The organism is Lacticaseibacillus salsurae (assembly GCF_045862175.1).
Lineage (GTDB): Bacteria > Bacillota > Bacilli > Lactobacillales > Lactobacillaceae > Lacticaseibacillus > Lacticaseibacillus salsurae.
Window position 1 is genome coordinate 1 of record NZ_BAAFZI010000035.1, and the last position, 25,709, is coordinate 25,709.

At 48.4% G+C, this 25,709-nt stretch carries 29 protein-coding genes; 18 read left to right on the plus strand and 11 right to left on the minus strand.

The window, feature by feature from the left end:
- Window positions 1-74: 74 nt before the first annotated feature.
- On the minus strand, window positions 75-356 hold the full coding sequence (locus ACKTSG_RS09905) for a hypothetical protein (RefSeq protein ID WP_407894327.1): 282 nt from the start codon (window positions 354-356) through the stop codon (window positions 75-77).
- Window positions 357-1,328: 972 nt separating this feature from the next.
- Between ACKTSG_RS09905 and ACKTSG_RS09910 the strand changes: the two genes are divergently transcribed.
- Complete coding sequence (locus ACKTSG_RS09910; protein ID WP_407894329.1) at window positions 1,329-2,726, plus strand: L-cystine transporter; 1,398 nt, start codon at window positions 1,329-1,331, stop codon at window positions 2,724-2,726.
- 196 nt (window positions 2,727-2,922) lie between these two features.
- Here ACKTSG_RS09910 and ACKTSG_RS09915 read toward each other — a convergent pair whose 3' ends face one another.
- The 3 genes from ACKTSG_RS09915 to ACKTSG_RS09925 are packed head-to-tail and all read right to left on the minus strand — an operon-like array spanning window position 2,923 to window position 5,288.
- The gene (locus ACKTSG_RS09915) at window positions 2,923-3,564 is read right to left on the minus strand and encodes a nitroreductase family protein (protein WP_407894331.1); all 642 of its coding nucleotides are present in this window, start codon (window positions 3,562-3,564) and stop codon (window positions 2,923-2,925) included.
- Between the two features lie 11 nt (window positions 3,565-3,575).
- On the minus strand, window positions 3,576-4,421 hold the full coding sequence (locus tag ACKTSG_RS09920) for an acetoacetate decarboxylase family protein (protein ID WP_407894333.1): 846 nt from the start codon (window positions 4,419-4,421) through the stop codon (window positions 3,576-3,578).
- Between the two features lie 12 nt (window positions 4,422-4,433).
- Window positions 4,434-5,288, minus strand: a complete 855-nt coding sequence (locus tag ACKTSG_RS09925; protein ID WP_407894335.1) for an SDR family NAD(P)-dependent oxidoreductase — start codon at window positions 5,286-5,288, stop codon at window positions 4,434-4,436.
- A gap of 151 nt (window positions 5,289-5,439) precedes the next feature.
- Between ACKTSG_RS09925 and ACKTSG_RS09930 the strand changes: the two genes are divergently transcribed.
- Window positions 5,440-6,870 carry a PucR family transcriptional regulator gene (locus ACKTSG_RS09930; RefSeq protein ID WP_407894337.1) on the plus strand — a complete coding sequence of 477 codons (1,431 nt, stop codon included), beginning with the start codon at window positions 5,440-5,442 and terminating at the stop codon, window positions 6,868-6,870.
- Window positions 6,871-6,934: 64 nt separating this feature from the next.
- On the opposite strand, the gene ACKTSG_RS09935 is transcribed toward ACKTSG_RS09930, so the two are convergent.
- Window positions 6,935-7,699, minus strand: a complete 765-nt coding sequence (locus ACKTSG_RS09935; RefSeq protein ID WP_407894339.1) for a putative ABC transporter permease — start codon at window positions 7,697-7,699, stop codon at window positions 6,935-6,937.
- A 109-nt stretch (window positions 7,700-7,808) separates the two neighbouring features.
- Between ACKTSG_RS09935 and ACKTSG_RS09940 the strand changes: the two genes are divergently transcribed.
- Entirely contained in the window at window positions 7,809-8,387 is a 579-nt protein-coding gene (locus tag ACKTSG_RS09940) for a YdeI/OmpD-associated family protein (protein ID WP_407894341.1), read from the plus strand.
- A gap of 41 nt (window positions 8,388-8,428) precedes the next feature.
- On the opposite strand, the gene ACKTSG_RS09945 is transcribed toward ACKTSG_RS09940, so the two are convergent.
- On the minus strand, window positions 8,429-8,923 hold the full coding sequence (locus tag ACKTSG_RS09945) for a GNAT family N-acetyltransferase (RefSeq protein WP_407894343.1): 495 nt from the start codon (window positions 8,921-8,923) through the stop codon (window positions 8,429-8,431).
- Window positions 8,924-9,067: 144 nt separating this feature from the next.
- Here ACKTSG_RS09945 and ACKTSG_RS09950 point away from each other — a divergent pair, with 144 nt between their 5' ends.
- From ACKTSG_RS09950 to ACKTSG_RS09960, 3 genes are all read left to right on the plus strand, one after another.
- Complete coding sequence (locus ACKTSG_RS09950; protein WP_407894345.1) at window positions 9,068-10,552, plus strand: MFS transporter; 1,485 nt, start codon at window positions 9,068-9,070, stop codon at window positions 10,550-10,552.
- Window positions 10,553-10,799: 247 nt separating this feature from the next.
- Window positions 10,800-11,498 carry an EAL domain-containing protein gene (locus tag ACKTSG_RS09955; RefSeq protein ID WP_407894347.1) on the plus strand — a complete coding sequence of 233 codons (699 nt, stop codon included), beginning with the start codon at window positions 10,800-10,802 and terminating at the stop codon, window positions 11,496-11,498.
- A 156-nt stretch (window positions 11,499-11,654) separates the two neighbouring features.
- A complete protein-coding gene (locus ACKTSG_RS09960; protein ID WP_407894349.1) occupies window positions 11,655-12,320 on the plus strand; it encodes an EAL domain-containing protein in 666 nt (221 codons plus the stop codon).
- A 58-nt stretch (window positions 12,321-12,378) separates the two neighbouring features.
- Here ACKTSG_RS09960 and ACKTSG_RS09965 read toward each other — a convergent pair whose 3' ends face one another.
- The gene (locus tag ACKTSG_RS09965) at window positions 12,379-13,773 is read right to left on the minus strand and encodes an FAD-binding oxidoreductase (protein ID WP_407894380.1); all 1,395 of its coding nucleotides are present in this window, start codon (window positions 13,771-13,773) and stop codon (window positions 12,379-12,381) included.
- A gap of 282 nt (window positions 13,774-14,055) precedes the next feature.
- On the opposite strand from ACKTSG_RS09965, the gene ACKTSG_RS09970 reads away from it, so the two are divergent.
- Both ACKTSG_RS09970 and ACKTSG_RS09975 read left to right on the plus strand, forming a co-directional pair.
- A complete protein-coding gene (locus tag ACKTSG_RS09970) occupies window positions 14,056-14,271 on the plus strand; it encodes a P8 family protein (protein WP_407894351.1) in 216 nt (71 codons plus the stop codon).
- Window positions 14,272-14,539: 268 nt separating this feature from the next.
- Window positions 14,540-15,157: a LysE/ArgO family amino acid transporter gene (locus ACKTSG_RS09975; protein WP_407894353.1), complete on the plus strand. Its 618-nt coding sequence runs from the start codon at window positions 14,540-14,542 to the stop codon at window positions 15,155-15,157.
- Here ACKTSG_RS09975 and ACKTSG_RS09980 read toward each other — a convergent pair.
- The gene (locus ACKTSG_RS09980; RefSeq protein WP_407894355.1) at window positions 15,146-15,952 is read right to left on the minus strand and encodes an HAD family hydrolase; all 807 of its coding nucleotides are present in this window, start codon (window positions 15,950-15,952) and stop codon (window positions 15,146-15,148) included. The genes ACKTSG_RS09975 and ACKTSG_RS09980 overlap by 12 nt on opposite strands.
- A 59-nt stretch (window positions 15,953-16,011) precedes the next feature.
- Between ACKTSG_RS09980 and ACKTSG_RS09985 the strand changes: the two genes are divergently transcribed.
- The 3 genes from ACKTSG_RS09985 to ACKTSG_RS09995 all read left to right on the plus strand — a co-directional run bounded on the left by ACKTSG_RS09985 (window position 16,012) and on the right by ACKTSG_RS09995 (window position 17,958).
- Window positions 16,012-16,641: a pentapeptide repeat-containing protein gene (locus ACKTSG_RS09985; protein WP_407894357.1), complete on the plus strand. Its 630-nt coding sequence runs from the start codon at window positions 16,012-16,014 to the stop codon at window positions 16,639-16,641.
- A 16-nt stretch (window positions 16,642-16,657) separates the two neighbouring features.
- Window positions 16,658-17,233, plus strand: a complete 576-nt coding sequence (locus ACKTSG_RS09990; RefSeq protein ID WP_407894359.1) for a TetR/AcrR family transcriptional regulator C-terminal domain-containing protein — start codon at window positions 16,658-16,660, stop codon at window positions 17,231-17,233.
- 83 nt (window positions 17,234-17,316) lie between these two features.
- Window positions 17,317-17,958: an SDR family oxidoreductase gene (locus ACKTSG_RS09995; protein WP_407894361.1), complete on the plus strand. Its 642-nt coding sequence runs from the start codon at window positions 17,317-17,319 to the stop codon at window positions 17,956-17,958.
- Window positions 17,959-18,054: 96 nt separating this feature from the next.
- On the opposite strand, the gene ACKTSG_RS10000 is transcribed toward ACKTSG_RS09995, so the two are convergent.
- Window positions 18,055-18,498, minus strand: coding sequence for a MarR family winged helix-turn-helix transcriptional regulator (locus tag ACKTSG_RS10000; protein ID WP_407894363.1), 444 nt, complete (start codon window positions 18,496-18,498; stop codon window positions 18,055-18,057).
- A 175-nt stretch (window positions 18,499-18,673) separates the two neighbouring features.
- Between ACKTSG_RS10000 and ACKTSG_RS10005 the strand changes: the two genes are divergently transcribed.
- The 7 genes from ACKTSG_RS10005 (at window position 18,674) to ACKTSG_RS10035 (ending at window position 24,046) form a co-directional block, all read left to right on the plus strand.
- On the plus strand, window positions 18,674-20,668 hold the full coding sequence (locus ACKTSG_RS10005) for a KUP/HAK/KT family potassium transporter (RefSeq protein WP_407894382.1): 1,995 nt from the start codon (window positions 18,674-18,676) through the stop codon (window positions 20,666-20,668).
- A complete protein-coding gene (locus tag ACKTSG_RS10010; protein WP_407894365.1) occupies window positions 20,665-21,003 on the plus strand; it encodes an aminoglycoside 6-adenylyltransferase in 339 nt (112 codons plus the stop codon). Before ACKTSG_RS10005 ends, ACKTSG_RS10010 begins: the two co-directional genes overlap by 4 nt.
- Window positions 20,919-21,476 carry an aminoglycoside 6-adenylyltransferase gene (locus ACKTSG_RS10015; protein ID WP_407894367.1) on the plus strand — a complete coding sequence of 186 codons (558 nt, stop codon included), beginning with the start codon at window positions 20,919-20,921 and terminating at the stop codon, window positions 21,474-21,476. Before ACKTSG_RS10010 ends, ACKTSG_RS10015 begins: the two co-directional genes overlap by 85 nt.
- 139 nt (window positions 21,477-21,615) lie before the next feature.
- Window positions 21,616-22,149 (plus strand): helix-turn-helix domain-containing protein, encoded by a 534-nt coding sequence (locus ACKTSG_RS10020; protein WP_407894369.1) that lies wholly within the window; start codon window positions 21,616-21,618, stop codon window positions 22,147-22,149.
- Window positions 22,150-22,269: 120 nt separating this feature from the next.
- A complete protein-coding gene (locus tag ACKTSG_RS10025; RefSeq protein WP_407894371.1) occupies window positions 22,270-22,698 on the plus strand; it encodes a MarR family winged helix-turn-helix transcriptional regulator in 429 nt (142 codons plus the stop codon).
- Window positions 22,691-23,551: an NmrA family NAD(P)-binding protein gene (locus tag ACKTSG_RS10030; protein ID WP_407894373.1), complete on the plus strand. Its 861-nt coding sequence runs from the start codon at window positions 22,691-22,693 to the stop codon at window positions 23,549-23,551. The genes ACKTSG_RS10025 and ACKTSG_RS10030 overlap by 8 nt, the downstream gene beginning before the upstream one ends.
- Window positions 23,552-23,710: 159 nt before the next feature.
- Window positions 23,711-24,046, plus strand: a complete 336-nt coding sequence (locus ACKTSG_RS10035) for a DUF2200 family protein (protein ID WP_407894375.1) — start codon at window positions 23,711-23,713, stop codon at window positions 24,044-24,046.
- A gap of 115 nt (window positions 24,047-24,161) precedes the next feature.
- On the opposite strand, the gene ACKTSG_RS10040 is transcribed toward ACKTSG_RS10035, so the two are convergent.
- Entirely contained in the window at window positions 24,162-25,295 is a 1,134-nt protein-coding gene (locus ACKTSG_RS10040) for a site-specific integrase (RefSeq protein WP_407894377.1), read from the minus strand.
- On the minus strand, window positions 25,292-25,555 hold the full coding sequence (locus ACKTSG_RS10045) for a DUF3173 family protein (protein ID WP_407894378.1): 264 nt from the start codon (window positions 25,553-25,555) through the stop codon (window positions 25,292-25,294). Before ACKTSG_RS10045 ends, ACKTSG_RS10040 begins: the two co-directional genes overlap by 4 nt.
- Between the last annotated feature and the right edge of the window lie 154 nt (window positions 25,556-25,709).

Consider the following 25,709-nt stretch of genomic DNA (forward strand, 5'->3'; position numbering starts at 1 on the left):
CACCAACCCGTCTCTTTGACTCGTTGCTGGTAAGATAACACTCTACGGCTTCGATATAAGTTTCTACTGAAATCTTAGTCATACAAATACCCCCAAAGTTGTGTTCCAACTTTAGGGGTAAAGGTCACTTGGGCTTTGGCAGTGAATAAATGATATAAAGCCAAGCCCACAGTGACCGCTAAGGCGATCAGTAAGACATCGGTGTACCAAGGCAATGATTTGGCCGTGATGGCAGCGGCTTTTGGGAGGATCAGCTGCCCGATCAAGGTGAGAAAAATTGCCGCCGGGGCAAAAAAGGCGCGGATCGGCGCAATTTCAGGTTGCGCATCAGCCGATAGTGCTGTTGTTTCTGTCATAATAACTTCCTTTCGTTGATCGCGACGACGGCAATAAAAAACGCCCTTGACCTATTGCTAGGCCAAGGGCGACATTGCGCGTTACCACCTTGGAGTCGTAAATTGCTCACACAATTTACCTCGATCGGTACAGCAAAATTGCGATACCGTGACAGGGTAACGGCTGTCTGGCCGTCAACAGCTTGCATCAGCTCACTGTTGAATCACTTAAGGACCATGTTCGTCGTGGTGGTTGTCCGCCTTGCACCAAATGGCGGCTCTCTGAGCAACATTGCACGATTACTTATCCCGTCGTCGTGAACGATCAATTGATTGTTGTCTACACTAGTCGTCGAACTGAAAGTTGTCAATAAATTAGAGAATAAATAACGCGATAAATTTTTTCAAGCTCAAAACATGAGAGCATGCTGTGAGCGGCACAATGAAAAAATAACACGTAAACAATTAGATAATTGCCGATTTAGTTTACAAACCTGAAATTGACGCAAGTTTTCGCGCCATCTATGGAAATGCTCGGGTAAAGGCGGGGTGCCAGCGAAAAAAGATTAACTTTTTATGAAATTTAGCTTGACACTTTCTCCTTAATCACACATAATGACCACATTCAAATGATTCGGTGTCGATGAGAAGAGTAGCGCAAGCGATCGTTTAAAGAGAATGGCCATTTGGTGAAAGGCCTAACGATCAAATGCGTGAAGATGAGCTCAGAGCCGTTTGCAAGTTCACGCTTGCAAACCGTTGGCAAGCGTTACATTGCCGGGTATGCTTCGGCGTACTGTTGAGGCGCAAGCAGTTTTTGCGCGAATTAGGGTGGTAACACGCAAATGCGTCCCTCACTTCATAGCGAAGTGGGGGACGCATTTTTTGTTCACCGCGGTTTCACGACACCAGAAAGGAGCCTGATTATGGCCAACAAGCGAATGTGTTTGGCGAATGTTGTGATCGTCATTCGCCAGTGAAAGGAAATTATCTATGACTCAAAATTTAACCATTATCGCAATTTTAGTTGTCGCTGCCATTATTTTAGGGGTAATCGTTTACCTGCATCGTAAAGGCACGAGTTTCACCAAATTGGTTTTCGGTTCGTTAGTCGTCGGGGTGATTTTTGGCCTTGGGATCCAGTTGATCTGGGGCACCACCTCTAACATCACCACACAAACGATCAATTGGTTGAGCATTGTCGGCTCCGGTTATGTCGCCTTGCTGCAAACTTTGATCACGCCGTTAGTGGCCGTTTCATTGATCGGGGCGTTCACGCGTTTGACCGACGTCGCCAACTTGCGCAAAATCGGCGTGACGGTGTTGGCGACGTTATTGATCACGACCGCCATTGCCGCATTGATCGGGATCTTGTCTGTGTTTGCCTTCCACTTGCAAGGCGCACATTTTGTTGCTGGCACCAGTGCCGACGCGGCGAACTTAGCAGCGATCAAAGAACACCAATCCGCTTTAAAAGGGGTCACCTTGCCGCAACAGATCATCAGCTTCTTCCCGACGAATATTTTTGCTGATCTTGCCGGGACGCGGGCCACGTCAACTATTGCGGTGGTGATCTTCTCAGCGGTGACTGGGATCGCATATCTGGGTTTGCGTAAAACGGAACCTGAAATCGCCGCTCAAGTGGCCAAAGGCATCAATGTGTTGGATCGCTTGGTCCATGGCATCATCAAATTAGTATTAGCCTTGACGCCTTATGGGATTTTCGCCTTGATCACCAAAGCCGCAGCCACTGATTCCATCGCCTCTATCGCCCAACTTGGCATCTTCATTGTCGCCGCTTATGTGGCCTTGCTGGCAGTGTTGATCGTGCATACGTTGATTTTATTGGCCAATCACATCAACCCGGTCCGCTACTACAAGAAAGTTTGGCCGGCTTTGATCTTTGCCTTCACTTCGCGCACCAGTGCGGGGACGCTGCCGCTGAACTTAAAGATCCAAACAGAATCATTAGGAATCAATTCAGCTATCGCCAATTTTGCTGGTAGTTTTGGCTTGACCATTGGCCAAAACGGGTGCGCTGGGGTTTATCCGGCAATGATCGCCACGATCATTGCGCCAACGGTGGGGATCAACGTGTTCACCCCACAATTTATTTTGACCTTAGTGGCAGTCGTCACCTTAGCGTCATTTGGTTCTGCCGGCGTCGGTGGTGGCGCGACTTTCTCCACGTTGATGGTTTTAGGCACCTTGAACTTGCCAGTAGCGATCATGGCAGTGATCATTGCCATTGATCCGATCGTGGACATGGCGCGCACGGCAATCAACGTCAATGATTCGATCTTAGCCGGGTTGATCGCCGCCAAAGCGACGAACAGCCTTGATCATAAGGTCTTAAATGACGACGATAATTTAGTCGCCAATACCTTGTAAAATCAAAAAGAATGTGGCTGAGCGATCAGCAGTTTTAGCATAAAATAGAAGAGTCCTGACGAGTAAATCCCGAATTTAGGATTTGCTTGGCAGGACTCTTTTACGCAAATGCGTTGCTTTATCGCTCGTACGTCTCAGTAATTGTCGGATTCATTTTTGACTTTCAATGATGTCTTCGGCAATTCTTTTTTGCGTTTTAACGGAATTCAGTTAAGTTTTCGGCATCATAGCGGGTGGTGTGCAAAATGTCGGCACCTTTGGCTGGCTTGCCGATGGCCACACCCATGACCGGTACATAACGTTTTGGATCCAAGCCCACAGATGGAATGATGGTTTTGAAATCATACCCAGAAAAAGCGTTGGCTTCATAACCATGCGCGCGGGCAGTCAATAACAGCTGCATGCCGACCATGGCACCATCAAGGGTGGCATCCAGCATCAAGAAGTTCTGATCGGCATGTTCATACAATGGTAGGAACGTGTTCAAAATGCTGTCGAGCTTTTCTTTTGAGATCTTGCCGGCGTCATAGACTTTTTGCCAAACGTCGCGGTAAACTTCATGACTTTGGGTGTCACCAGCAATAAAGATGATAGCAGAAGCAGAATCGATTTGCGGGTAGTTGAACTTCATGGCGGCTTTTTTCAAATCGGCTTTGCCTTCAGGTGTGTCGATCACCACAAAGTGCCAAGATTGCAAGTTGCAAGCAGATGGCGCAGTGGTCGCGTCTTTGATCATGGCTTGCAATTCATCGCGGGCGATTTTGACGTCTGGATCAAATTCCCGCACAGAATGACGGTTGAACATTACATCAGAAAAATCATTATTCACAATAGCCATAAGGCATCCTCCTAAATTTGATAGCTGGTAACACGTGGATCAAAGATCCCTCGGTCATAACGGCCGGTGATCAGATACGGGGCAGTGGCGGCTGCGTCGACTGGGGTCAAATGCAAGGTGTTAAACATTGTGGAAGTCTTGAAGTGATACCAAGCAGCCCCAAGCGGCTTCAACACTGGTAATTCACCAAGCGGATCGTCTTCAGTCGAATTTAGTGAAATCGTGAGCTTGCCTGCCTCCAATTGATCAGTATAAGACTTCATTTGCGTGTCGACCAGTTCAACATTTTCAAAATGGTTGGCGCCGGCTTCATCTTGATGCAAATTGTAGTTAAAGAAGAAGCTATTAGTTTGAACTTCTTGATTCAAAGGCAACATCGCGGCAAACTGTTGCATAAATGAAGGTTCGTTGATCTCGCCTTGATCAAATTCAACATGTAATAATTCTTTGCCATGACGGACCACGCTAGCTTCAGCGTGTTGACCAGTGCGCCGAAGCGAGATCTTATCAGCCAGTTTCTTGGGGATGCAAGCCCCTTCGCGGCCGGCGACTAACCCAGCTTCTGCGCCTGGACCATGCAATAACAATTCAAACGGATAAGCGCCAGTCAACTTGCCATCATAAGAAACCATAGCGTATAAAGTTTGTTCCAAATAAGGCGCACCAAAGCTTGGCTTGCCCATGTGCACCACATAACCGACCACGATCGGGGCAACGAGTTTCAAAGGTGCCGGGATCAAGCTGGCAAGTTTTTCAGGATCAGTGGCATACGCAAAGCTGATCCCAGCTTGATCATTCATTGACGGTAAATTCAAGAAATTTTTGACATTATCTTCGGTTACTTTATAACTAGCCATATTCAAATCTCCTTACATGATCCCATCCATCACATGCACATCAGGCTTGCCGTTGTTCACGATGCGGTTAACGCGATCGGTGATCAAGGGGTTGTATTCTGGGTGCGTGAGAATGTAAAACGTGTCATTTTCCAATGCTTTAAATACGGTGTCAGCGATGGTGTCAATCGGGGTACCATTGGTGATCACATATTTGGCAAATTGCTGACCTTTCAAATAAGCTTCTGATTGATAATAAGGATCACTGGCATCGGTGTAATCAGCTGGACGGTGTTGTTCCGTGTGATAAAGATCTGTTTGAACAAAACCTGGGCACATCACATGCATTTGAATGTCAGCACCGATGCGTTGCAAGTCATATGCAGTGGCTTCAGTTAGCCCAACGGAAGCAAACTTAGAAGCATGATAAGCCGGCATCCCTGGGGTATCTAACAATCCGGCAATGGACGCCACATTGAGGATCGCACCATGGGTCTTTTGCTTGAGCATGATCGGAATGATCTTGCGCATGGTATAGACTTGGCTCATGGTGTTGACATGCAAGATCCACTCCCAATCGCGTACTGGCAACTCCCACATGCGCCCAGGTAACGCGATCCCGGCGTCATTGACTAAGACATCGATTTGACCAAAATGCGTCATCGTCGCATCAATGGCTGCGTTGACTTGGGCTTCTTTGGTGACATCGGTTTGTTGACTGAAAATCTCAGCGTCGCCTAATAACTTGACGGTTTCCTTTAAAGCCGGAGCGTCGATGTCAAACAAAGCCAACTTCATCCCGCGTTTTGCCGCTTCAATGGCGATCACACGGCCAAAACCATGGGCTGCCCCAGTGAGAAACATGACTTTATCTTTAAAATCCTTCATGGTAAACTCCCTTTCTAAGTAGCATGGTATGGCGAAAACATTCTTATTTCCGAATACACCTATATCGTAGCGCTTACATGTGTTATCGTGAAAGGGAAGAAGCTCACAACTTCACGAGTCGTTCACTGTGAGTTTTTCACAGGAGGCAGCTATGTTACTGGATGCGTTATTGAGACAGCTATCAACTCAGTTTGCCATTGTCCGTAGTCCTCAAGTACCTAATTTGATGATCACACAAGTTCAATTCAAGCCAGGGCCGACTGTGGCAAATACCCTACAACTATGGTGCGATGACACGAAGTTGCAAATTTATGCACAAAATCAAGTTGTGGCAACCTTGCCAATGGCCAAAGGGGATACCACTTTGCCGCTGAAAGTGTTGACGGCTTGTGGCGCCATATTGCCAAGCGCAGTTCAAGATAACGCCATATTGGATTTGGCGATCGCCGCCAATACAGCGGATTTTCAAGTGACCTTAGCGCAAGCGGCTGGCATGCTAGGCGATCCGTTAGGGGTGTTGCAACTGGATGGCCAGAAATTTGTGCGGGTGACTAATGATTGTTTGGCGCCAGAAAGTGCGGTCAGCCGGTTTTTGGCAGCGCATGTGCCAGCAATCGACCCAGATCAGTTTTATCAACACTTATATGTGACCACTCCTGAGCAATCGCCGACGCCGTTGTTGTTGACACCATTGAGTTATCACAACAACGCGCTAGGCTATTTAGCCATGGCGATCACGGCGACGCCTTTAATGCCCAAACATTTGGCGATATTCCCGCAGTTGGGGAAGTTGATCGCCCATGTTGCCGTGGCGCAACAAGTGATCGAAAAAAAGCTATCCGCGCGTGACCAACTGGTAAATTTGCTGTTAGATTCGCCAGTTGATGCAAATTGGGCAGCCCAGTTTCGCTTGCAGCACGCCGAGTTGCCAACAGCGTGTGTGATCGTTCAAGCTCTGCCGACCCATGATCATGATCTGGGGGCATTGCGTGAGCGCTTGAGTTATTTGGCCGCGCCGATGTTTGCACAGGTTTTGATCACCATTGCCCATCAACGTTGTTTGGCTTTGGTTTCAGTGGCATTAACGGCATATCATTCACCTGATTTTCACGCCAAGCTCAAGAAATTAGCGGAGCAAGCGCAATGTCGCTTGATCGTCTCTCATTTTTACACAGATCCAGGGGCCACTAAAGCCGCGGCGGCAGTGTGTGCCAAAGCGGCACAACTCGACCGCCAAGAAGCAGTGATTTTTTGTGAAGATGTGGCGTTTGATCTGATGTTGACACAGGTCGAAGATGGCGATTCGATCTTGCCGTTTTTTGTCGATCCGGCGATCCAAGCCCTTGCGCAATATGACGCGCAACTGCACAGCGACTTGGTAAAAACCCTCGCTGCATATTTGGCGGCCATGGGTAATCAAGTGGCGACTGCAGCCACGTTATTCATCCATCCTAATACGTTGCGCAATCGCCTCCAGCGGATCCATGAGCTGACTGGCTTGGACCTAAAAGACGCCCAAACGTGTTTCAAGCTGGCTGCCAGCTACAAGGTGGCAGCGTATTTGCACGCCAAAAAGCTTTGAGGAAAAGTGGGTCACGCAAGCAACAAAAAACGGACCAGCGCATTCACGTCGATCCGTTTTGTCATTAAGGCTTCTTCCGCAAGAGATTCATCAAGTCTTCAATATCATGTGCTGGCGTATGCGTGTCGCGCAATTTCATATTTGGGAAGCTTTTAAGCAGCCGGCGTTGTACCGCATTGAGTTGCGGCAAGTGGGTGCGGGCTTCGGCATCTTTGCGATAAGCTTCCAACCAGTCGCGGGATTCGTCGAGCTTTTGATGGAGTTCGACTTTCTTGGCTTCGATGGTGTCGCCGATACGTTTGGTGGCGGCGCCAAAAGCCAAGGCATTGGCCAAGGTGAAGCCAAAATCAAACATGGCGGCGGCCAAAAAGAAGATCGCCGCATAAATGCCGTAATGGCCGTCAAACCAATCGACGCCTTTTGCGACCAGCGGATGGACAAATTTGACGATCACCACCACGCCTAAGCCCCAAAAAGCCGAGATCGGCAAGGCCACGCGTCCGTTGAGGTTCAAAGGGACTGTCGAATAATCCCACCATCTGGCGTGAAAGAGCTTTTCCATCCCCCAAGACGTGAAATATTCGATCACCGTGATCACGATCGCGCTGGCGACATATAAGATCAGCAAATTATTTTCAAACGGTTCAATGATCGCCAGTACCGTGACCATTGAAAAGCCGTAAACCGGAATGATCGGGCCGTTTAAAAAGCCGGAGTTGACCCATTTGCGTTTTTGGAAGCTGACGTAACCTGACTCCCACAGCCAGCCGATAAACGCATAAGCGAAAAAATACAACAACCATAATGTGAATTGGTGTTCAAAAGGCATTTTGGACCATCCTTTCAAGGCAAGGGTGAATTTGTTAGACTAAGTGTATCATGGACCAGCCGCAAGCAAATCGACCAAAAGGACGAATTGAAAGAAAAGAGTGATCGCCATGACCAAGATCAGCAACTATATTGCCCACCAACCACAACCAGCGCAAGCGCATTTAACGTTGATGTATCACACGTTGCAACAAGCTTTGCCAAACGCCCAAGAGCGTATCAGCTACCAAATGCCGGCATTTTGGCAAGGACAGGTGCTGGTGTATTTTGGGGCGGCCAAAAACTTCTTAGGCTTTTATCCCACTGCCGCGCCGATCGCAGAATTTGCCTCGCAGCTGACGGCTTTTCACACGTCAAAAGGGGCGATCCAATTTCCTTATGACCGGCCTTTACCAGTTGAATTGATCGTGGCGATCACCCAATGGCGCGCAGATCATGTGCAGCTGCGCACCGCACCGACTCGGCGCAAACAAGCGGTGATGCCACCAGCCATTGCCACACAGCTACAAGCCCAACGCCTGCAAGCGGCTTTTGACGCTCGCCCGCAGTATCAGCAAACTGATTATTTGAATTGGATCGCCCAAGCCAAGCGCGAAGCCACCAAGGTCAAGCGCTTGGCACAAATGCTGGCAGAACTAAAAGCCGGAGATGTTTATATGAAGCAAACTTGGCATCCTGGCAAAAAATAACGTCGTTTTGAAGCCGAAAAGCTTCAAAGCGACGTTTTTGATTAATAGTGTTTGCCTAAAATATCCAAACTGCGTAATTGGTCATCCATCAACGCCACATCAGGCAAGTGCGCCCAGCGCTGGAAGCCATTTTTCTTGAACAAGCCTAAAGAAGGGGCATTGTGCGCGAAAATAAACGCCACTAAGGTGTTGAGATCCAAGCGCGGCAGTTGCGTGGCGACAAAATCCAGCGCTTGTTGGCCTAAGCCTTGATGATGAAAAGCATTGGCCAAATAAATGCTGATCTCAGCGGTATGATCATATGCCGGCCGCCCGTAAAAAGATTCCAACGCGACCCAACCAGCCAATTGCCCATCGACTAAGATTTTCCATAACGGGCGGTGATCCAAGTCATATTCAGCAAACCAAGCTTCTTTAGATGCCACTGAAACCGGCTTGAGATCGGCAGTGGCTAAACGCCCTGGGATCGCTTGGTTATAGATCTCAACGATCGCCGGGAGATCGGCATGAACGGCATTTACAAATTGAACAGACATCAGGCGCCTCCTAGATAATTATTTTTATGATACCGCCAGCTGAGGCTTAAGACCAGCCTTTTGATGACGATATTTATCATGGCACAACTTCTGACAAAGGACTATCATAGAAAGTATCGTTTTGTTTTCAGAAAGAGGAAGCTCGTGTCAAAGAAAAATATTTGGTTAGTGACTTTTGCGCTATTATTATCCAACGCCATGAGTGGGTTGGACAACACCATCGTTAACACCGCGTTGCCGGCGATCATTGCCGATCTACATGGGTTGGAGCTGATGGGTTGGATCGTGGCGATTTTTTTGCTGGGAACCGCGGTTTCAACGCCATTATGGAGTAAACTCGGCGAACGCTTAGGCAATCGGCGCGCCTATCAGCTGTCAGCGTTGATGTTTGTGCTAGGCAGTTTGTTACAAGGGATGGCACCTTCCATGTGGATGTTGATCATTGCCCGCGCGATCGCTGGTATCGGCAACGGCGGCATGGTGTCGTTGCCTTACATTATTTATGCCCAACTGTACAAAAATCCGCGCAAACGCATGCAGGTGTTAGGCTTGGTATCCGCCAGTTATTCCACCGCCACGATCATTGGCCCGTTAGTGGGTGGGGCGATCGTGGATGCGTGGTCATGGCATTGGGTCTTTTATTTGAATGTGCCGATCGGCTTAGTGTCGGCGATTTTGGTCCAATTGTTTTTCAAAGAAGAAAAACGCACGCCGCGCAATGTACCCGTGGATTATCAAGGCGCCGCGCTGTTGACGGTCGGGTTGATCAGTTTGTTATCGGCAATCGAAATGATCGGTGCGACCAGCACTTGGGTATTGATCACCTTGGCGGCAGTGGCAATTATTTTGTTGGCAGCGATGGTCTTTGTCGAACGGCGCGCCAAAGATCCGATCATTCCCGGACGCTTGTTTGAAGATCCGGCGTTGGTGATCGATTTTGCCTTGTTTACCTTGATCTGGGGCGCGTTTATGGGCTTTATCGTTTATGCGCCAATGTGGGTACAAGCCATGCTTGGGGTGTCGGCTTTGATCGGGGGATGTACGCAGATCCCAGGGTCTTTCACCAACTTCTTAGGGTCTGGGTCAACAGCCTCGCTGCGGCGGCATTTGTCCCCGCATCAAGTGGTGTTGGTCGGGATCTTGACGTTGATGATGACCTTTTTGATCATGGTATTAGTCGATCAGCATGCGCCTTATTGGGCGATCATGTTAGCTGGGGTGTTTCAAGGGTACGGCAACGGGATGTGCTTTTCTGAACTGCAAGTCAAAGTCCAAACCGACGCCTTGCCTCAAGATGTGCCTGTGGCAACCAGTTTCAGCTTTTTGATCCGGATGTTGAGCCAAACCATGACTGCGGCGGTTTACGGGATCTTAATGAACAATGCTTTGCGTGCCGGCGTCGCCAAAGCGCATGGCCAGATCACTATGGCGATGATGAACAACTTGTCGAACGCGCAAAGCAACAAGTCGCTACCGCAAGCGTTACTCCCCAAAATGCGTGGCATCATGTTTGTCGGCTTGCATCATATCATGTGGTTAGGGTTGATCTTAATGATCGCGGCGTTACTGGTGAATGTGTACGCGTTGCGGCGCGAACGCCAACAACACCTAGCCAGTAGCCAAGGTTAAGCACCCAGCGCTAAAAAACTTGCATTTGGTCAAAAAAGTGACCCACAAAAACCTGAAATATAAAAAAATTCTTGTAGATTATTACCAAAACATTGGTTATAATAGACCTATCGACAAATGAAGAACTGCTCAAGCTCGAAACACCTTTCGAGCATACGACCCGCGCATGAGAGAGACATGCTCGGGTCGTTTTTTATTCTGATGTCGGGATGGGGGAATCGGAGTGATCACACTGGAGGTGGATGGGATGTATACAATTTTTGCCCAACCAAAATATCCAATGGGAGCGCCTCAAGTGCGCCCCATCGGTTATGAATTATTTATCCGTCAATGGCAACGCGATCAATGGGCACTACCAGCGCCTTTTGAAACCATCGGCGTGATGACCTTGAATCATTTGTTGCGGCAAACGATCGCACAAATGCCTGATCACATCAAGATCTTGTCGTTCAACTTGGAACAAAGCCAATTCATTGACCCGGCATTTCCGGCAATGATCGCTAGCGTCCAAGCCAGCACTGACATTGAACTGTACACGGAGTTGACTGAGCGCTTAGGCGTTGGGGTCACCCCAGGGCAATTGTTGAATGCCGCCAAGCGCTTTGCGGCTTGCGGGTTGAAGGTTTGTATCGATGATGTCGGCACGGGGCAGAATTCACCGGCTTTGGTGATGTTGCTCAATGATTATATCAGTGAGTACAAGTTCGCCTTTCAGAACTTTCGCCCAGTGCGTTCAGTCAATGAATTATCGCCGCAGCTCAAGTTTTGGTGCAGTATGGCCCAGAAATTCCATAAGGTGTTAGCTTGGGAAGGCGTTGAAACCAGCGTGGAATTGGCGTTATTGGAAGCGGCTTATCCTGGCAATCTGCTACAAGGTTATTTGTTTGGCAAACAACACCGCTTGACAGATGTCTTGTATGAACCCAAGAAAATTTCCGGCGATTAAGGTGCAATTTTTCTGAAAATATCTCGTTAAATATGCCATTTTTGGCAAACACAATAGTGACTTGCTCAAGCTCGATGAATGTCGAGCATACGACCCGCGCATGAGAGAGACATGCTCGGGTCGTTTTGTTTTTTGGCGCATTTTGGAGGGAAGCCGATGTTTCGTTTTTTTGGACAACCAAAATTTGATCTTGACGACAGCCATCCTTGGCCTGTCGGTTATGAATTATTCGTACGTGAAAATGTCGATGGTAAATGGGTGCTGCCAAAGGATTTCTCAAAATTGACTGACGTGACCATCGAAAGCTTATTGGATGAGTTTATTGAAGCTGTTCCAGAACATATTGCATTGATCTCGTTTAATTTGGAACAAGATCAATTCATTGAGCCCAAGTATTTGCAAATGGTTCAACGCGTTGAGGCCAGATGCCATATCCGCTTATTTGTGGAGTTGACGGAACGTTTGGCACCAGGCGTCAGCGAAGCGCAGTTGATCGATGCGGCCAAACGCTTTCATGAAGCTGGCGTGTTGGTGTGCATCGATGATGTCGGCACCGGTCAAAACACCCCGCAAATGGTTGAAGCGATGAATTGTTCAATTGCCGAATATAAGTTTGCCTTGCAAAACTTCCGGCCGTTCAACAGTTTAGCGGAGGTCAAACCCCAACTTGATTTTTGGTTTTCAATGGCCAAGCGGCATGGCAAAATGCTGGCGCTTGAAGGCATTGAAACGCAAGCGGAGTTGGATCAGATCCGCGCTGAATATCCATGTGATATCATCCAAGGCTATTTATTAGGGAAACCGGAATTGTTAGCCGGCTAACTAACTCAAAAAGACCACGACTTTTAACATCGTGGTCTTTTTTGGCGCCTAAGGAAGCTTAGTTGATCTTGCGTTTAGGATTCAACAGGTTCATCGGGTCGAGCAAGGCTTTGATCTGGTGTTGCAGCATGTCGACGTCTTCGCCGAGTTCAGCGTTGTTCCATTGATTTTTTAACATCCCCACCGCGTGTTCACCAGAAATGGTGCCGCCTAGTTCAAGTGTCTTTTTGAACATCAATGCTAGCGCCTGGCTGACTTTGGCTGGGACGCCAGGCTCGTCAAGGGGCCAAACGATCGAGGGATGGACGTTACCATCGCCGGCATGGCCTGCGGTGTAGATCTTTAAGTCTAAATCTTGGCTGACTTGTTTGATGTAGTCCATCATTGGTGCGAGTTGCGATAGCGGCATTGCCATATCTTCCATGATGTGATTTTGTCCAGTGAAAATCGCTGGCAACATGTCGCGGCGCAGTTTTTCCAACTCGGCTTGTTCGGCTGGCTTTTCAGTCACCGTGATATTTTGAGCGCCATGTTGGGTCAACAAGGCGTTGAGAACATCCATCGCTTGTGTGGTGCCGTTATCGATTTTAAACAACAACATGGCCCCAGATGCTTGGCTGTAATGGGTGTCATCGTATTTATCGATGGCTTGAATCGTTGGGTGATCCAAGGCCTCAAGCATCGTCGGGTAAACGCCAGAAATACGGATCTCAGCGACTGCTTGTGCCAAAGCCGTCATATTGTCAAAAAAGGCCATCCCCATGACTGGCGTGCCTAGCGGGATCGGCATCAGCTTCACGGTGATCTCAGTGATGATGCCAAGGGTTCCTTCTGAGCCGACAAACAGTTGGGTCAGATCATACCCAAAAGCTTGTTTAAGGGTACGGCCACCAAGTTTCAATTCACGGCCATCTGCCAATACCACTTTAAGTCCTAACACATTGTCTTTGGTGGCACCATATTTGACGGTGCTCATGCCACCAGCGTTGGTCGCGACATTGCCGCCGATCCCAGAAATGGGTTTTGAGCCAGGATCTGGCGCGTAAAACATGCCTTGTTTGCGCGCTTCTTGATCCAAGTCACCGTTAATGACGCCAGGTTCGACTACTGCCAAGGAATCGGCTTTGCTGATCTCTTTGATCTGGTTCATGCTCGCCGTTGACAAAATGAAGCTCCCGGCGATGCCGTCTGCGCCGATCACGGTACTGGTGAACAAATTTTGCGTGACGACTGGTACGTGATATTTGCGGGCGGTTTTCAGCACCCCTTGGACATCGGCAGTGTTGTGCGCGTCAATAAACGCTAGCGCCAGCGCAGAATCGTCATCAGTTAGCCTAGGGGAAAAGGAGTGTTTTTTTAACGTGTCTAAGTCAGTGAATACGCGACCATCTGGCACGTTGCCTTTGAGATCCGCCAAGATCTCTTCATTAGAAAATGCGGTAAAAACGGTCATCATGAGACTTCCCTTCATTATAGTATGAGGCGGTTACAAACCTACCATAACACGAATTTCGTGCAGGGGGTCAACGAACGATCGCGTTGTTGATAGCACTGCGCCTAGCGGTAGCATTCAAACCAGACTAGCGCTAGATGCCTATGACCAAACGGTTTTAGCAATCTTCTTGATAAAGTGCTAATTTAATTGCGCCGAACTTCGAAAAAAGGACTATAATAGACCTGTAAGCAAGAAAGCACCGATTTGTTGGCGCAAATAAATATGTGGAGGAAATTGATCATGGCTGTTGTAGAAAAAACCCTAGTATTGGATGAACCAATGAACGCGGTATTTGACTGGAGCTCTGATGAAACGCCTGTCCGCGACGCTTTGTGGAACCACTATATGGAAGCCAATGCACATGACACCATTAAAACTGAAGAACAAATGAAGCCTTTACTGGACGCATCAGATGATGATGTGAAGGCTTTGGCAGAGAAATTATTGAAGAAGTAAACATTTAAAATCGAAGTCACCTGGCTTCGATTTTTTTTGCGGTTTTAGGTGTCCCTGCTAAATTTTTCTCCCGATCAAAATCGTGATTGACAAAAATCGCGGGATATTCTAACATGAATTTATCAATCAAATCGCTATTAGGCTGTGGTGTCGTCGGGCACACAGTTTAGGCATCCACCACACGATCGTAGGCACAGCGTAAGCTGGAAGATCGTGGGGTGGGTGCCTTTTGTTTTGAAGCAGCCACAGTGAGAAAGTAGGGTCTTAAATGTTAGCAGTGTACTTACGAGGAATGCTGATCTCCATTGCGTTAGTCAGCAGTATCGGCATGCAAAACCTATTCGTGTTCAACTCCGCCATGGCCAACCGCTTGCGCCGCGCGATACTGATCGCCAGTTTCGTGTGGATCGCTGATGCCGCTTTGACGCTGGTGGCCTTTTTAGGGATGGGGGCGTTGATCACCCATTATACTTGGCTGAAGTTGATCATTTTAGTGATCGGCGGGGCCATCGTGGTATGGATGGGCTATGGCATCTTCAAAGGGGCGCGCGCTACGACACTTGAAGGGGCGGCCCAACCCCTGCCGCTAAAAGAAGCTTTCGTGTCTGCTTGGGCGGTAGCATTTGCCAACCCGCAAGCGATCATTGATACGTCGGTGTCTTTTGGCGCGATGCGCAGCACTTTGGCGAGCGGTGAGGTGCTGCCGTTTTTGCTGGGGATCTTAAGTAGCACTGCGCTTTGGTTCTTTGGGGTCACTGTGGTTATCGGCGGATTAAAAAACCGCCTGCCGCGGCGGTTTCTGATGTGGGTCAACTTGATTTCAGGCATGATCGTGATGGGTTATGGCTGCACGCTGATCTGGCATGCGGTGCAGTTACTGCTTTAATAAGAAGTTATGGATCCCGCGACCGACACCATCTTCATCATTGCTGGAAGTGGTATAAGTGGCAAGCGCGCGTACTTCAGGCTGCGCATTGGCCATGGCGATCGGTGTACCGACGCGCTTTAACATCGGCAAGTCGTTATGACCATCACCAAAGGCGGCACAATCTTCTGGCACCAAGCCGCTGTGGGCAAAAATGTATTGAATGCCGTGAGACTTTTTGGCCAGATCTGAAGTGATCTCTAAATATTCATCGCCAGAACGCTGGATCGAAACGCCAGGTACCTTTAGATCCAGTAAGAATTGATTCATCGCCTTCATTTCGTCAAGGTCAAAGGTGATCATCATCAACTTGAACACGTCCAGCTTAGCGGCAGCGCTGGAATCGGTGACCACCAAGTTTGGCGCTTGTTCAGTCAAGCTTTGTTCAAATTGGATGCCGCGATCGATGCGGCTGGTGTACCAGTTGTGCCGATCATAAAAACTCAGCGACACCTTAGGAAAATGCGTTTCCAGTGCCTTGAGTAAAGTGGCGACGGCATCAGATTTGATCGGGTGAGCTTCCAATGGATCAAAAGTGGCATTGGGACGAAAGATCAAACCACCATTAAAAGCGATCTGCGGGCCGCTTAATTGTAGCATGTTGATGCTTGGCGCCATTTCGATCGGCGCGCGCGCTGAAACCAAGGTGACTGGAATATGCGCTTGTAAGATCAAGTCGGCATTGCTTTGGGCCAACAAGCCTTGTGAGTTCAACAGCGTGCCATCCATGTCTAAAAAAATTTGTCGAATCGGCATTGCAACCTCCATAGTAAAACGTTTACCATTAACTTTATCACAACTTGGAGGCGAATTCTTTGGAATCCCCACAACTTTTAGACCCGTTGACCCCGACGCCTTTATCGCAATGGCCAAACGATGATGCGTACATGCAAGGGGTTTTGATCGATCATGATACGATGGTCACAGATTTCATTCATCATCCGACCATTGAAAACTCCCGCCTGGCCCATGTTGACTTGACGCACATGCAGGCAGAACGCTTTGAGGCAGCTGATTGTGTGTTCACTCATTGTGATTTTGCCAATGTCGATTTAAGCGAAGCGGCTTTTTATCGGGTGGTGTTTGATCAATGCCGATTTGTAGGCACCAATTTGGCCCAACTGTATGCGGCTAATGTTCAATTCGTTGATTGCCAAATGTCTTTGGTATGGGCCCCAGAAGGCACGTGGAAAACCGTTGACTTTTTGCGGTGTCGCTTGGATGGTGGTGAATTCTCACACGCGCAAACGGCTAAGTTCACCTTGACGGATTGTGCCATCGATAACTTGGGATTAATGGGTTTTAGTTTGAAAAATTTAGATCTCTCCAGCTGTGAGTTCAAAACCTTGGAATTAGAACTGGCGCGTATGCGCGGGTTGACAGTGACTGACACACAAGCCAGCTTGCTCGCCACGCGCTATTTAGGGTTACATGTGGTATCGTAAATGCGGAGGTGCAGCCATGGAGACAAAAACTAAGATCAAAGCGGCTACCAAGCATTTAGTGGTTACCCAAGCGTTTGGTAGCATCAATGTGACGGCGATCATGCACCAAGCTGGGTTGCGGCGGCAGACTTTTTACGATTATTATCGCGATAAATATGATGTGCTCGGCGATATTTATGCCAGTGAAGTGGCCAAAGCGGCGCATTACTGTGGGCATTATCAATATTGGCCGCAAACTGTTGCAAGCATTGTGGCATACTTTGGCGCCAACCGCGCGTTTTATCAGCGGGTGATCCAAATCGATGAGCAAAATGCCCCAGAAACTGTGATCCAAGCGCATTTGCAACAAATGGTGGCCGATATTTTCACCACGATGGGGGAAGCTGAACAAGTGGTGATCGACACCAGCTACTGCCAGTTTGTTAAAGAGCTGCTAGGTGCCGCCTTGTTGTCTGGGATCAAAGCGTGGCTGGTAGCGGAAGCGCCAGTATCAGTGGCACAAGAAACCAAATATTTACAAGCATACTTTCAAGATGGCATCAACGGCTTTTTATTGCGGGCAAGGCGATCGGACCTGCGTGAGATCAGTTAACGCAAACGGACAGTTATTGGAAACTGTCCGTTGGTTTTGATTTGCCATAAGCTTATACTTTGTAAGTGAAAGGAAGTTCGCATATGGCAAATATTTTAATTTTAGGGGCGCATGGTCAAATCGCCCAACTGGCAACCAAACAATTGCTTAATGAAACCAAACATCAGTTGACGTTATTTTTGCGGCACGCCAACCGCTTGACCGTCACAGATGAAAAGCGCGAGATCTTGATCGATGGGGATGTGTTGCATCAAGCAGACTTAGATGCCGCGATGCAACATGTCGATGTGGTGTACGCCAATCTTGGCAATGCCCAAATCGAAAACCAAGCCAAGTCTGTGGTCGCGGCAATGGATCGCGCCGGCGTCAAGCGGTTGATTTGGATCTCAACTTTAGGGATCTATGATGAAGTGCCTGGCAAATACGGGCAGTGGAATCACCAAATGCTTGATGGCGGTTATTTGGAAACTTATGCGGCGGCGGCCAAAGTGATCGAGGCTTCTGATCTAGATTACACGATCATTCGCCCAGCATGGTTGTCCAACAAGAATGTGGTCAGCTATGAAACCACGCAAAAAGGCGAAGCGTTCAAAGGTACTGAAGTTTCACGCAAAAGTATCGCCGATTTGGTGGTTAAGCTGATCAATGACCCAAGCCAAGCGGTAAAAGCCTCACTGGGCGTGGATCAACCAGGGACTGATGGCGACAAGCCTTCATTTTACTAAGCATCACTAATTTTCCAGTCGCGTAACCTTTACCGATATCCGTAGGTCTTTGCCGATTCCTTGCACCGTGCAGGAATCAGCAAAGGCCTTTTGCGTTTACGCTTGCTCATCTGTGCCCATGGTTGCCAACAAGTGGTTTAATTTGTGCAAGCAATAGTAAAGCTCCAATTGTTGTTCGTCAGTTAATTGTTCTAAGCGCTGATCAGTACGCTTCGCGACGGTTGCCCAACGCGTTTGGTTCAATTCATTGCCGGCAGCCGTTAAAGCGATCAACGTCGAGCGCCCGTCGTCAGGATTGGCCAAACGGGTCAAATAGCCAGCTGCTTGTAAGGTGTTGATCACCGCATTCAGTTGTTGGCGTGAGATCTGGACATAGCTGCGCAAAGTTTTAACGGCTAATGGCGTGTTGCTAGCGGCCAACGTATCGATCACTTGCAGCTGCAAATGCGTCAGTGGTGCCTTGGCAACGAGGTTTTGAAAGTCGCGAAAAATGCTTGGGATCAGTTGGCGATATTCGGACATGATCGTTGATTTGTCCATGACTGCGGCTCCTTTTGGTCAACATTAATGACCATAATGTACAATCATTCCGCAATGTTGTAAACTAAATTTTACTAAGATTGTCTTTCATCAGACAAGGCTTTAGACTGTGAGTACATCGAAAGAACATGGAGGCACCATTTTGGGGAAAAAATCGAAGGTCTCATTAGCGGGGATGTTGATCACGCTGGGGATCGTTTATGGCGATATCGGGACCAGCCCACTGTATGTCATGAATGCGGTGATCGGCGATGCCGGTAGAGTTGGCGCGGTGCGGCCTGATTATGTGATCGGGTCAGTTTCCTTGATTTTTTGGACATTGATGTTGCTAACGACGATCAAATACGTGGGCATTGCCATGCGTGCTGATAACAAAGGTGAAGGCGGGATCTTTGCGCTTTATGCCTTGGTACGGCATCGCGGTAAATGGTTGGCAGTGCCAGCATTACTTGGTGGCGCAGCGTTGCTGGCGGATGGGACATTAACGCCAGCAGTGACGGTCACGTCTGCCATTGAAGGCCTTAAAGGTCAGCGGTTTGGTAATTTTGTGTTCTCAAATTCGCAAAATGTCGTGATGGCAATTGTGATTGTGATCATTTTGGCCGTATTCATGATCCAAAAGTTCGGCACTGCCAGCATTGGGCGCTTGTTTGGCCCAGTGATGTTGGTGTGGTTCAGTTTCTTAGGGATCGCCGGGTTGTTACATATGAGCGGGCACTTGGAAATCCTCAAAGCGCTGTCGCCGGTATATGCGATCAAAACCTTGTTTAGCCCAGAAAATAAAGTCGGGATCTTCTTATTAGGGAGTATTTTCCTGGCGACGACTGGGGCTGAAGCCTTGTACTCAGATATGGGGCACGTCGGCAAATATAATATTTTTCGCACCTGGCCATTCGTTTATACGATGTTGATGCTGAATTACTTCGGCCAAGGGGCTTGGTTGTTGAGTCATGCCCAAGATGCCGCTTATCGCAACTTGCCGACGATCAATCCATTTTATAGCATGTTGCCCAGTGGCGTGCGGCTGTTTGCCATCGTGTTGGCGACTTTTGCGGCGGTGATCGCCTCCCAAGCGTTGATCACTGGTTCATATACGTTGGTCAATGAAGCTGTTGGCTTGAAATTCTTGCCGAAAATGTCGATCAAACATCCCAATGACACCCGCAGTCAGATCTATATCGGATTGATCAACTGGTTTTTGTGTGCGGTAACTGTTGGCGTGGTGTTCTACTTTAGAACGTCTGAACATATGGAAGCTGCTTATGGCTTGGCCATCACGGTCACGATGCTGATGACGACGCTGTTGTTGTATGAATTCTTAGCCATGCATCGGGCACGTTGGCAAGCGGCAATGGTCGCAGGATTCTTCGCAGTGATCGAAGCGATCTTCTTATTAGCCAGCCTGACGAAGTTTCTTAAAGGCGGCTATATCACCTTGTTCATTATGTTGTTGATCTTAGGCATCATGGTGGTTTGGTATTTTGGCAACAAGTTCCGCGAGCGTTATCAAGACGAATCCGAATATGTCATGTTGACCGATTATTTGTCTCAGTTGCAAGCGTTGTCCCGAGATGACACGATCCCGCTAATGACCACTAACTTGGTGTTTATGACCAAAGTCAAAGCCGGGTATCGCTTAAAACGTACGGCGATGTATTCGATTTTGGATAAACAACCCAAGCGCGCGCAAGTGTATTGGTTTGTGACCGTCAACGAAACCGACACCCCTTGGGACAAGCGCTACACGGTGGACATGATGGGCACCGACAATGTGGTGTCGGTCCAGTTATATCTGGGCTTCCGTTGCTCACAACATGTTAATGTCTACATTCGCAAGATCATCAATGACTTGCTTGATCAAAGGATCTTAGGTGATCAAACGCCGACTTATTCCACCATGCGTAATCGCCGTGTCGGGGATTTCCGCTTTGTCATCATCGGCGAAAAGCCAGCTGGCTTGTTGGCCGCTGACAATATTCCAAGTTGGCAAAAGCGCTTGATCGGTGGCCGTTTATGGATGCAAAATGTCACCACCACGCCAGCACAATGGTATGGGTTGGAATTTTCAGAAGTGATCGAAGAAACTGTGCCGCTATTTATCGAAAGTCCTAGACAGCCGCATTTTGATCATGGGGCAGTGTTGAATCAAAAAAAGGTCAAACCCAAATGAGTGATCTGAGCAAAATCGTGCAGCTAGCTGCAACTGATCCGCGCGTTGTCGCCATTGGCACTGAAGGGTCGCAAAATGATCCGCAGGTGCGCGCAGATGCCTGGTCAGATCTTGATGTCACCGTGTTTGTCCGCGAAGCGCTGGCAGATCCTTGGGCTTTGGTGCAAGCATTAGGTCAACCGGTCATGTGGCAACACTTGTTGAATCGTGATCTATTCGGGCCAAGTTCGCCATTTGGGATACGTATTTGGTGCGCTACGCTGGCACGCGACGGATCGATTGGAAATTTGCGCCGATCGCTGATCTTGACGCGTATTTGGCCGCCGATACGTTAAATCAAATCGTTTGGCAAAATGGGGTCGCTGTGGCGCCTCAAACAACCAGCGCGCAAAGCCATGCCGTGAAATTGCCAAGTGAATCTGAGTGGTTGGCAGTGGTCAATGAAGTGCTGTGGTGTGCTGGCAATGTTGAAAAAGCGTTGCACCGCCAGAATTTGCTCCATGCCAATGAACAGTTGAATGCCAATGTGCGCCCAGGCGTGTTGCGGCTGTTGAGCTGGCAAGCGGCAGTCGCGCAGCCGGATCTTGATGCCGGCTCGCAGTGGAAGTTTTTGGCTGCGGCCTTGCCTGTGGCGCAACAGCAAGTTTTGAGCCAAAGCTATGCGCAAGCAGATCTCAGGCAAACTCAAGCCAGTTTGCACGCGCTGCTGGCGCTCACGGCGCAAGTGAGCCGCCAGTTAGCAAAGCAACTGCGATTCGACTTGCCAGAATGGTTTGAACCTGGACTGGCGCAGTTGCGGCAGTGGTAAATGGAAAAGTCATCTTGAGTGTGAAGCTCAAGGTGGCTTTTTTTGACGACCGGCAATGATTTACCAGTGAATTTTTGCCGAACCTGCAGTATCTTGGATGTACATAGATGACCCAGTCCCTGAATATGGAGGCAGTGAGATGAGCACAGCAGAGATTCTACAAATCAGGCGCAAAGCAGTAGGCTGGACCCAAGCGCAACTAGCTGAAGCCATCGGCGTGTCAGTTAAAACCGTGTCCAATTGGGAAAATGGGCGGACCATGCCAGATATCCAAAGCCTGATTCGGCTGAGTCGTTTGTATGGTCTCTCACTAGACGAACTTTTAACGGAAGGATCTGATCTAGTGAAACACATGCAACAAGACGAAACCCTAGTGCGTGAAGCAACATGGGGAATGTTAGGGCCGCAATTGACCAATACCATTTTAATGATGATGTGGATCGGCCCGTTTTTCTTCAAGTCATGGCGGCTGGCAGAGCCGATGTTTTATCTCCTATTTCTGGCGATCATCGGCAATGCCGCAGCCAACTATTACTTCATGCGACGGCAAAAAGCGGCGCAGGTCAAAATTTCTGTATCGCGACCATGGCGGTTTTTGAAAGCGCTACAACTGATTTTATTTGCGATCGTCTTTATCGCGGTGATGATCCATCGCACCATGATCGGTTGGTAGCCTTGAAACGCTGACTTCATCAAGAAGCCGGCGTTTTTTTACGGTGACGATCAGGCTTTCCTTGATAAAGTACATCAGGTGTACTAAAATAAGGCTATCCGATACGAAGGGAGATCAACGATGGATCACTTAATGACTGCTTCAGAACAAATTTCGTTGTTTTGCCGGCTGAATACCCACACCAAGCGCGACTTGCCGATCCGCTCCAGCGAAATGGGGATGTTGATCTACTTGGTCAAGACCCAAGGCGAAAAAACGCCTAATGCGGTGGCTCAGTTTTTTAAAGTCACCAAATCGATGGCCACTAACATGGTGAGCGCCTTGCTGGCCAAAGGTTACATTGAAAAACAGCGCTCAAAAACCGACAAACGCAGCTTTTTGCTGATCCCCACTGCCAAAGCCATTCAGTTGGTGGATGAAACATACGTGGATTATTTTGAGTCGATGGCGCATTTACAAACGCAAATGGGTCCGGACAAATTTACTGAGTTGATCGCATTGATCCAAACGGCCAATACGATCTTACTGGAGGAAAAAAATCATGGGTAGAATTCTCGTCACTGGGGCATCTGGCAACGTCGGCAAATATGTGGCCCATTACGCCTTGGAGAATCAACAAGAAATCACAGTTGCCGGCACGCATCCGCAGCGATTAAAGGAAATGTTCGGCGATCAGGCCAAAGTCGTGTATTTTGATTTCACCGATCCGAAAACCTTTGAAACGGCGTTAGTTGATGTCGATCGTGTGTTTATCATGCGCCCGCCTTATATGGGCGATCCACAAGCGCTGAAGCCGTTCGTCGAAGCCTTAAAACAAACCGGCAAGGTGAAATTAGTCAGCTTTTTGTCTTTGATCGGCGTTGAACACAATCCGATCCCACCGCATCATAAAATTGAAAAATACATTGAAGAAGCGGGCTTACCTTATTGCCACATTCGCCCAAGCTTTTTCATGCAAAATCTCAGTGGAATACACGCCTATGAGATCAAGCATTTTGACCGCATCGTGGTACCAGTGAAAAAGGCCTTGACCAGCTTTATCGACGCAGAAGACATCGGGGAACTCACCGCTAAAGTGTTAAGCGAACCGGCGCAACATCAAAACCAAGCTTATGCGATCACTGGTGCCGAAGCCATCGATTATTGGCGCGTGGCTGACATCATGTCCAAAGCCCTTGGCAGAAAAATCACTTATGCTGATCCTAGCCCTGCTTTGGCCAAGAAATATTGGATCCAGATCCGCGGCTTGGACAAAGAATACTGCACGGTGATGGGGATGCTTTATCTCATGACGCGCATGGGTACCGCCAAGAAAGTCACGCATGTCTTTGAGCAAGTGATGCACAAACAGCCGCAAACCTTTGAACAGTTCGTTAACAAGAATCTTTCAGCTTGGCAATAATGGTGATCAGTCAGCGACAAGATGCATCATCACCGCACCGGTACTTAGTATAACTAGGTACCGGTGCTTTGTTTTTCCGGGAAAAGCTTGTCTCAGACTTCGCGATTAGGTACGATAAAAGCAACTTTGAACGTCCTACCGCGACGAAAGGAGTTCGCCATGTCGAATCGCTTGTTTGCCTATCCCTTTGATCAGATCTACGCTTTGTATTTGCAAAAAGTCACCAAAAAAAGCCGAACGCAAGCCGAATTGGATGCGGTGCTCACGTGGCTAACGGGCTATGACGTTGAGTTTTTGCATACGACAACGCTGCCTTTACAAGACTTCTTCGCTCAAGCGACGCTGACGCCTTTTGCCAGCAAGATCACTGGGGTCGTTTGTGGCGTTCGCGTTGAAACGATCCAAGACCCATTGACCCAAAACATCCGCTATATGGATAAAGTCGTCGATGAATTGGCCAAAGGCAAAGCCGTCGCCAAGATCATGCGAAAATAATGCTAGAGGCGTCGAATATTTCCCGGGAACAATCGCGCATTTCGCGCCCGTCCCGTGGTATCAACGTTTCAAGCACCACCGATTTTACGGTGGCACAGTTTTGACCCTTTTCAAATTATTTTGGCTCATCGGGTACCTCTTTGGAGAATATCCCGTTGAGCTTTTTTGCGACTTCAAAGTTACTGTTTGGGTAGAGATGACCGTAAGTGCCGAGTGTCGTTTCGATATCCTCATGCCCCAGACGTTCTTTAATCTGGAGTGGATTTTCACCAAGGCTGATCAACAGCGACACATGCGAGTGGCGGAGGCCGTGCACGGTAATCCGCTGAACCTTGGCCGCATCGCTGTAAGTGTCCACAATGGCGATAAATTGTTGGTCGGAGCACGGAATTCCATTAAGTGAGAATACCCACTCGGAATTCACCATTACCGCTTGTGCGTCCTGCCACGCGCCTAAGCACGCAACGGTATCGTCATCAAGCGCCACGGTGCGGCGACTAGCGGCAGTCTTTGGCGCAGGCGTTTCAAACCAGTTGCGGTTGTGATAGTCCATCGTCTTATTGACGTTCACGGTTTTAGCTTCGAGATCAACGTCTGTCCACTTTAACGCCCGCGCTTCACCGCTTCGTAAGCCTGACATGAACATGAACCACAACATTGTGTAATCAAAGCGTCCTGTATACGTATCGGTATTCGTCTTGGCGAGTACCTTTTGGAAGTCAGCTTGCGTCCAGAACTGGATTTTTGCTTTCTTCTTTTTGATGAGGCCAACGACCCGCACGGGATTTTCAGTGATGATACCAAGCGCCTTAGCACGTTCAAGCACTTGGCCTAACATAATGTTGATGGTACGCGCATAGGATTGCTTACAGTCTTTGAGTACGCTGACTTGCCAATGTTGCACATCAATCGGCCGAATTTGGTCAATGATAATGTCGTTGAACCTAGTCAGATAATCGGTGTTCATCAAAACTAACCGTTGGCGGTAGGTGCGTGGTTTCACTTGGGTTTTGTACCAAGGTTTGAACACGTCCTCCATAAATTCGCCAAACTTAGTCTTCTTGATATCTTCATCATCAGCGACCCCAGCCGCCAACATTGCAACTCGTGCTTTTTTCGCCTCCGTTTTCGTTTTGAAGCCGTGGGCACGCTTTTGAATTCGCTTGCCCGTCCGTTTGTCAGTTCCTAAGCTTACGCGGAAGCTAAAAGTGCCATCCGCTTGTTTTGTAATTGGGTCTTTCGTAGTCAAGATAGTTCCTCCTTAACTGCGGAAAGGCCACTTGGTGCACCCTCAAGTTGGCTTAGTTTCAAGCCTAATACTGCGTCTACTGCTTCCACTGGAACACGGTCTACGCCTTTCTTACCGTACCATCCAAGGCCACGTTTGAGCAACAACTCTTTTGCCATTTTGATGATACGACTTGCTTGCGCTGGACTGTATCCCAGGTTAATAAGATCAGCTCTAGTCATCGTCAGGAAGACTGGCTGTTCTGGTACGTTAATATTCAATCAAATCACTTCCTAAAGTTTGGTGGGTGTCGCGCGGCACGCTATTCCGGCGGCCAATATTCAAAATAATCCGGCGGAATTTGCCTCTTTTCCGCCGATTTTTTTTGCGCTTTGACGATTTCTCAATTCCAATCCTGCATTATATTCCGGCCAC

Bases quoted from the DNA above. Each gene is read 5' to 3' on its own strand.
- ACKTSG_RS09940 (WP_407894341.1), top strand. From the start codon at position 7,809: ATGACCAAGATCAGCAACTATATTGCCCACCAACCACAACCAGCGCAA.
- ACKTSG_RS09930 (WP_407894337.1), top strand. From the start codon at position 5,440: ATGTTACTGGATGCGTTATTGAGACAGCTATCAACTCAGTTTGCCATT.
- ACKTSG_RS09945 (WP_407894343.1), bottom strand. From the start codon at position 8,923: ATGTCTGTTCAATTTGTAAATGCCGTTCATGCCGATCTCCCGGCGATC.
- ACKTSG_RS09910 (WP_407894329.1), top strand. From the start codon at position 1,329: ATGACTCAAAATTTAACCATTATCGCAATTTTAGTTGTCGCTGCCATT.
- ACKTSG_RS10025 (WP_407894371.1), top strand. From the start codon at position 22,270: ATGGATCACTTAATGACTGCTTCAGAACAAATTTCGTTGTTTTGCCGG.
- ACKTSG_RS09955 (WP_407894347.1), top strand. From the start codon at position 10,800: ATGTATACAATTTTTGCCCAACCAAAATATCCAATGGGAGCGCCTCAA.
- ACKTSG_RS09980 (WP_407894355.1), bottom strand. From the start codon at position 15,952: ATGCCGATTCGACAAATTTTTTTAGACATGGATGGCACGCTGTTGAAC.
- ACKTSG_RS09935 (WP_407894339.1), bottom strand. From the start codon at position 7,699: ATGCCTTTTGAACACCAATTCACATTATGGTTGTTGTATTTTTTCGCT.
- ACKTSG_RS10020 (WP_407894369.1), top strand. From the start codon at position 21,616: ATGAGCACAGCAGAGATTCTACAAATCAGGCGCAAAGCAGTAGGCTGG.
- ACKTSG_RS09920 (WP_407894333.1), bottom strand. From the start codon at position 4,421: ATGGCTAGTTATAAAGTAACCGAAGATAATGTCAAAAATTTCTTGAAT.
- ACKTSG_RS09915 (WP_407894331.1), bottom strand. From the start codon at position 3,564: ATGGCTATTGTGAATAATGATTTTTCTGATGTAATGTTCAACCGTCAT.
- ACKTSG_RS09995 (WP_407894361.1), top strand. From the start codon at position 17,317: ATGGCAAATATTTTAATTTTAGGGGCGCATGGTCAAATCGCCCAACTG.
- ACKTSG_RS10000 (WP_407894363.1), bottom strand. From the start codon at position 18,498: ATGGACAAATCAACGATCATGTCCGAATATCGCCAACTGATCCCAAGC.
- ACKTSG_RS09970 (WP_407894351.1), top strand. From the start codon at position 14,056: ATGGCTGTTGTAGAAAAAACCCTAGTATTGGATGAACCAATGAACGCG.
- ACKTSG_RS09960 (WP_407894349.1), top strand. From the start codon at position 11,655: ATGTTTCGTTTTTTTGGACAACCAAAATTTGATCTTGACGACAGCCAT.
- ACKTSG_RS10005 (WP_407894382.1), top strand. From the start codon at position 18,674: ATGTTGATCACGCTGGGGATCGTTTATGGCGATATCGGGACCAGCCCA.
- ACKTSG_RS10010 (WP_407894365.1), top strand. From the start codon at position 20,665: ATGAGTGATCTGAGCAAAATCGTGCAGCTAGCTGCAACTGATCCGCGC.
- ACKTSG_RS09905 (WP_407894327.1), bottom strand. From the start codon at position 356: ATGACAGAAACAACAGCACTATCGGCTGATGCGCAACCTGAAATTGCG.
- ACKTSG_RS09965 (WP_407894380.1), bottom strand. From the start codon at position 13,773: ATGACCGTTTTTACCGCATTTTCTAATGAAGAGATCTTGGCGGATCTC.
- ACKTSG_RS09975 (WP_407894353.1), top strand. From the start codon at position 14,540: ATGTTAGCAGTGTACTTACGAGGAATGCTGATCTCCATTGCGTTAGTC.
- ACKTSG_RS10030 (WP_407894373.1), top strand. From the start codon at position 22,691: ATGGGTAGAATTCTCGTCACTGGGGCATCTGGCAACGTCGGCAAATAT.
- ACKTSG_RS10035 (WP_407894375.1), top strand. From the start codon at position 23,711: ATGTCGAATCGCTTGTTTGCCTATCCCTTTGATCAGATCTACGCTTTG.
- ACKTSG_RS09990 (WP_407894359.1), top strand. From the start codon at position 16,658: ATGGAGACAAAAACTAAGATCAAAGCGGCTACCAAGCATTTAGTGGTT.
- ACKTSG_RS09925 (WP_407894335.1), bottom strand. From the start codon at position 5,288: ATGAAGGATTTTAAAGATAAAGTCATGTTTCTCACTGGGGCAGCCCAT.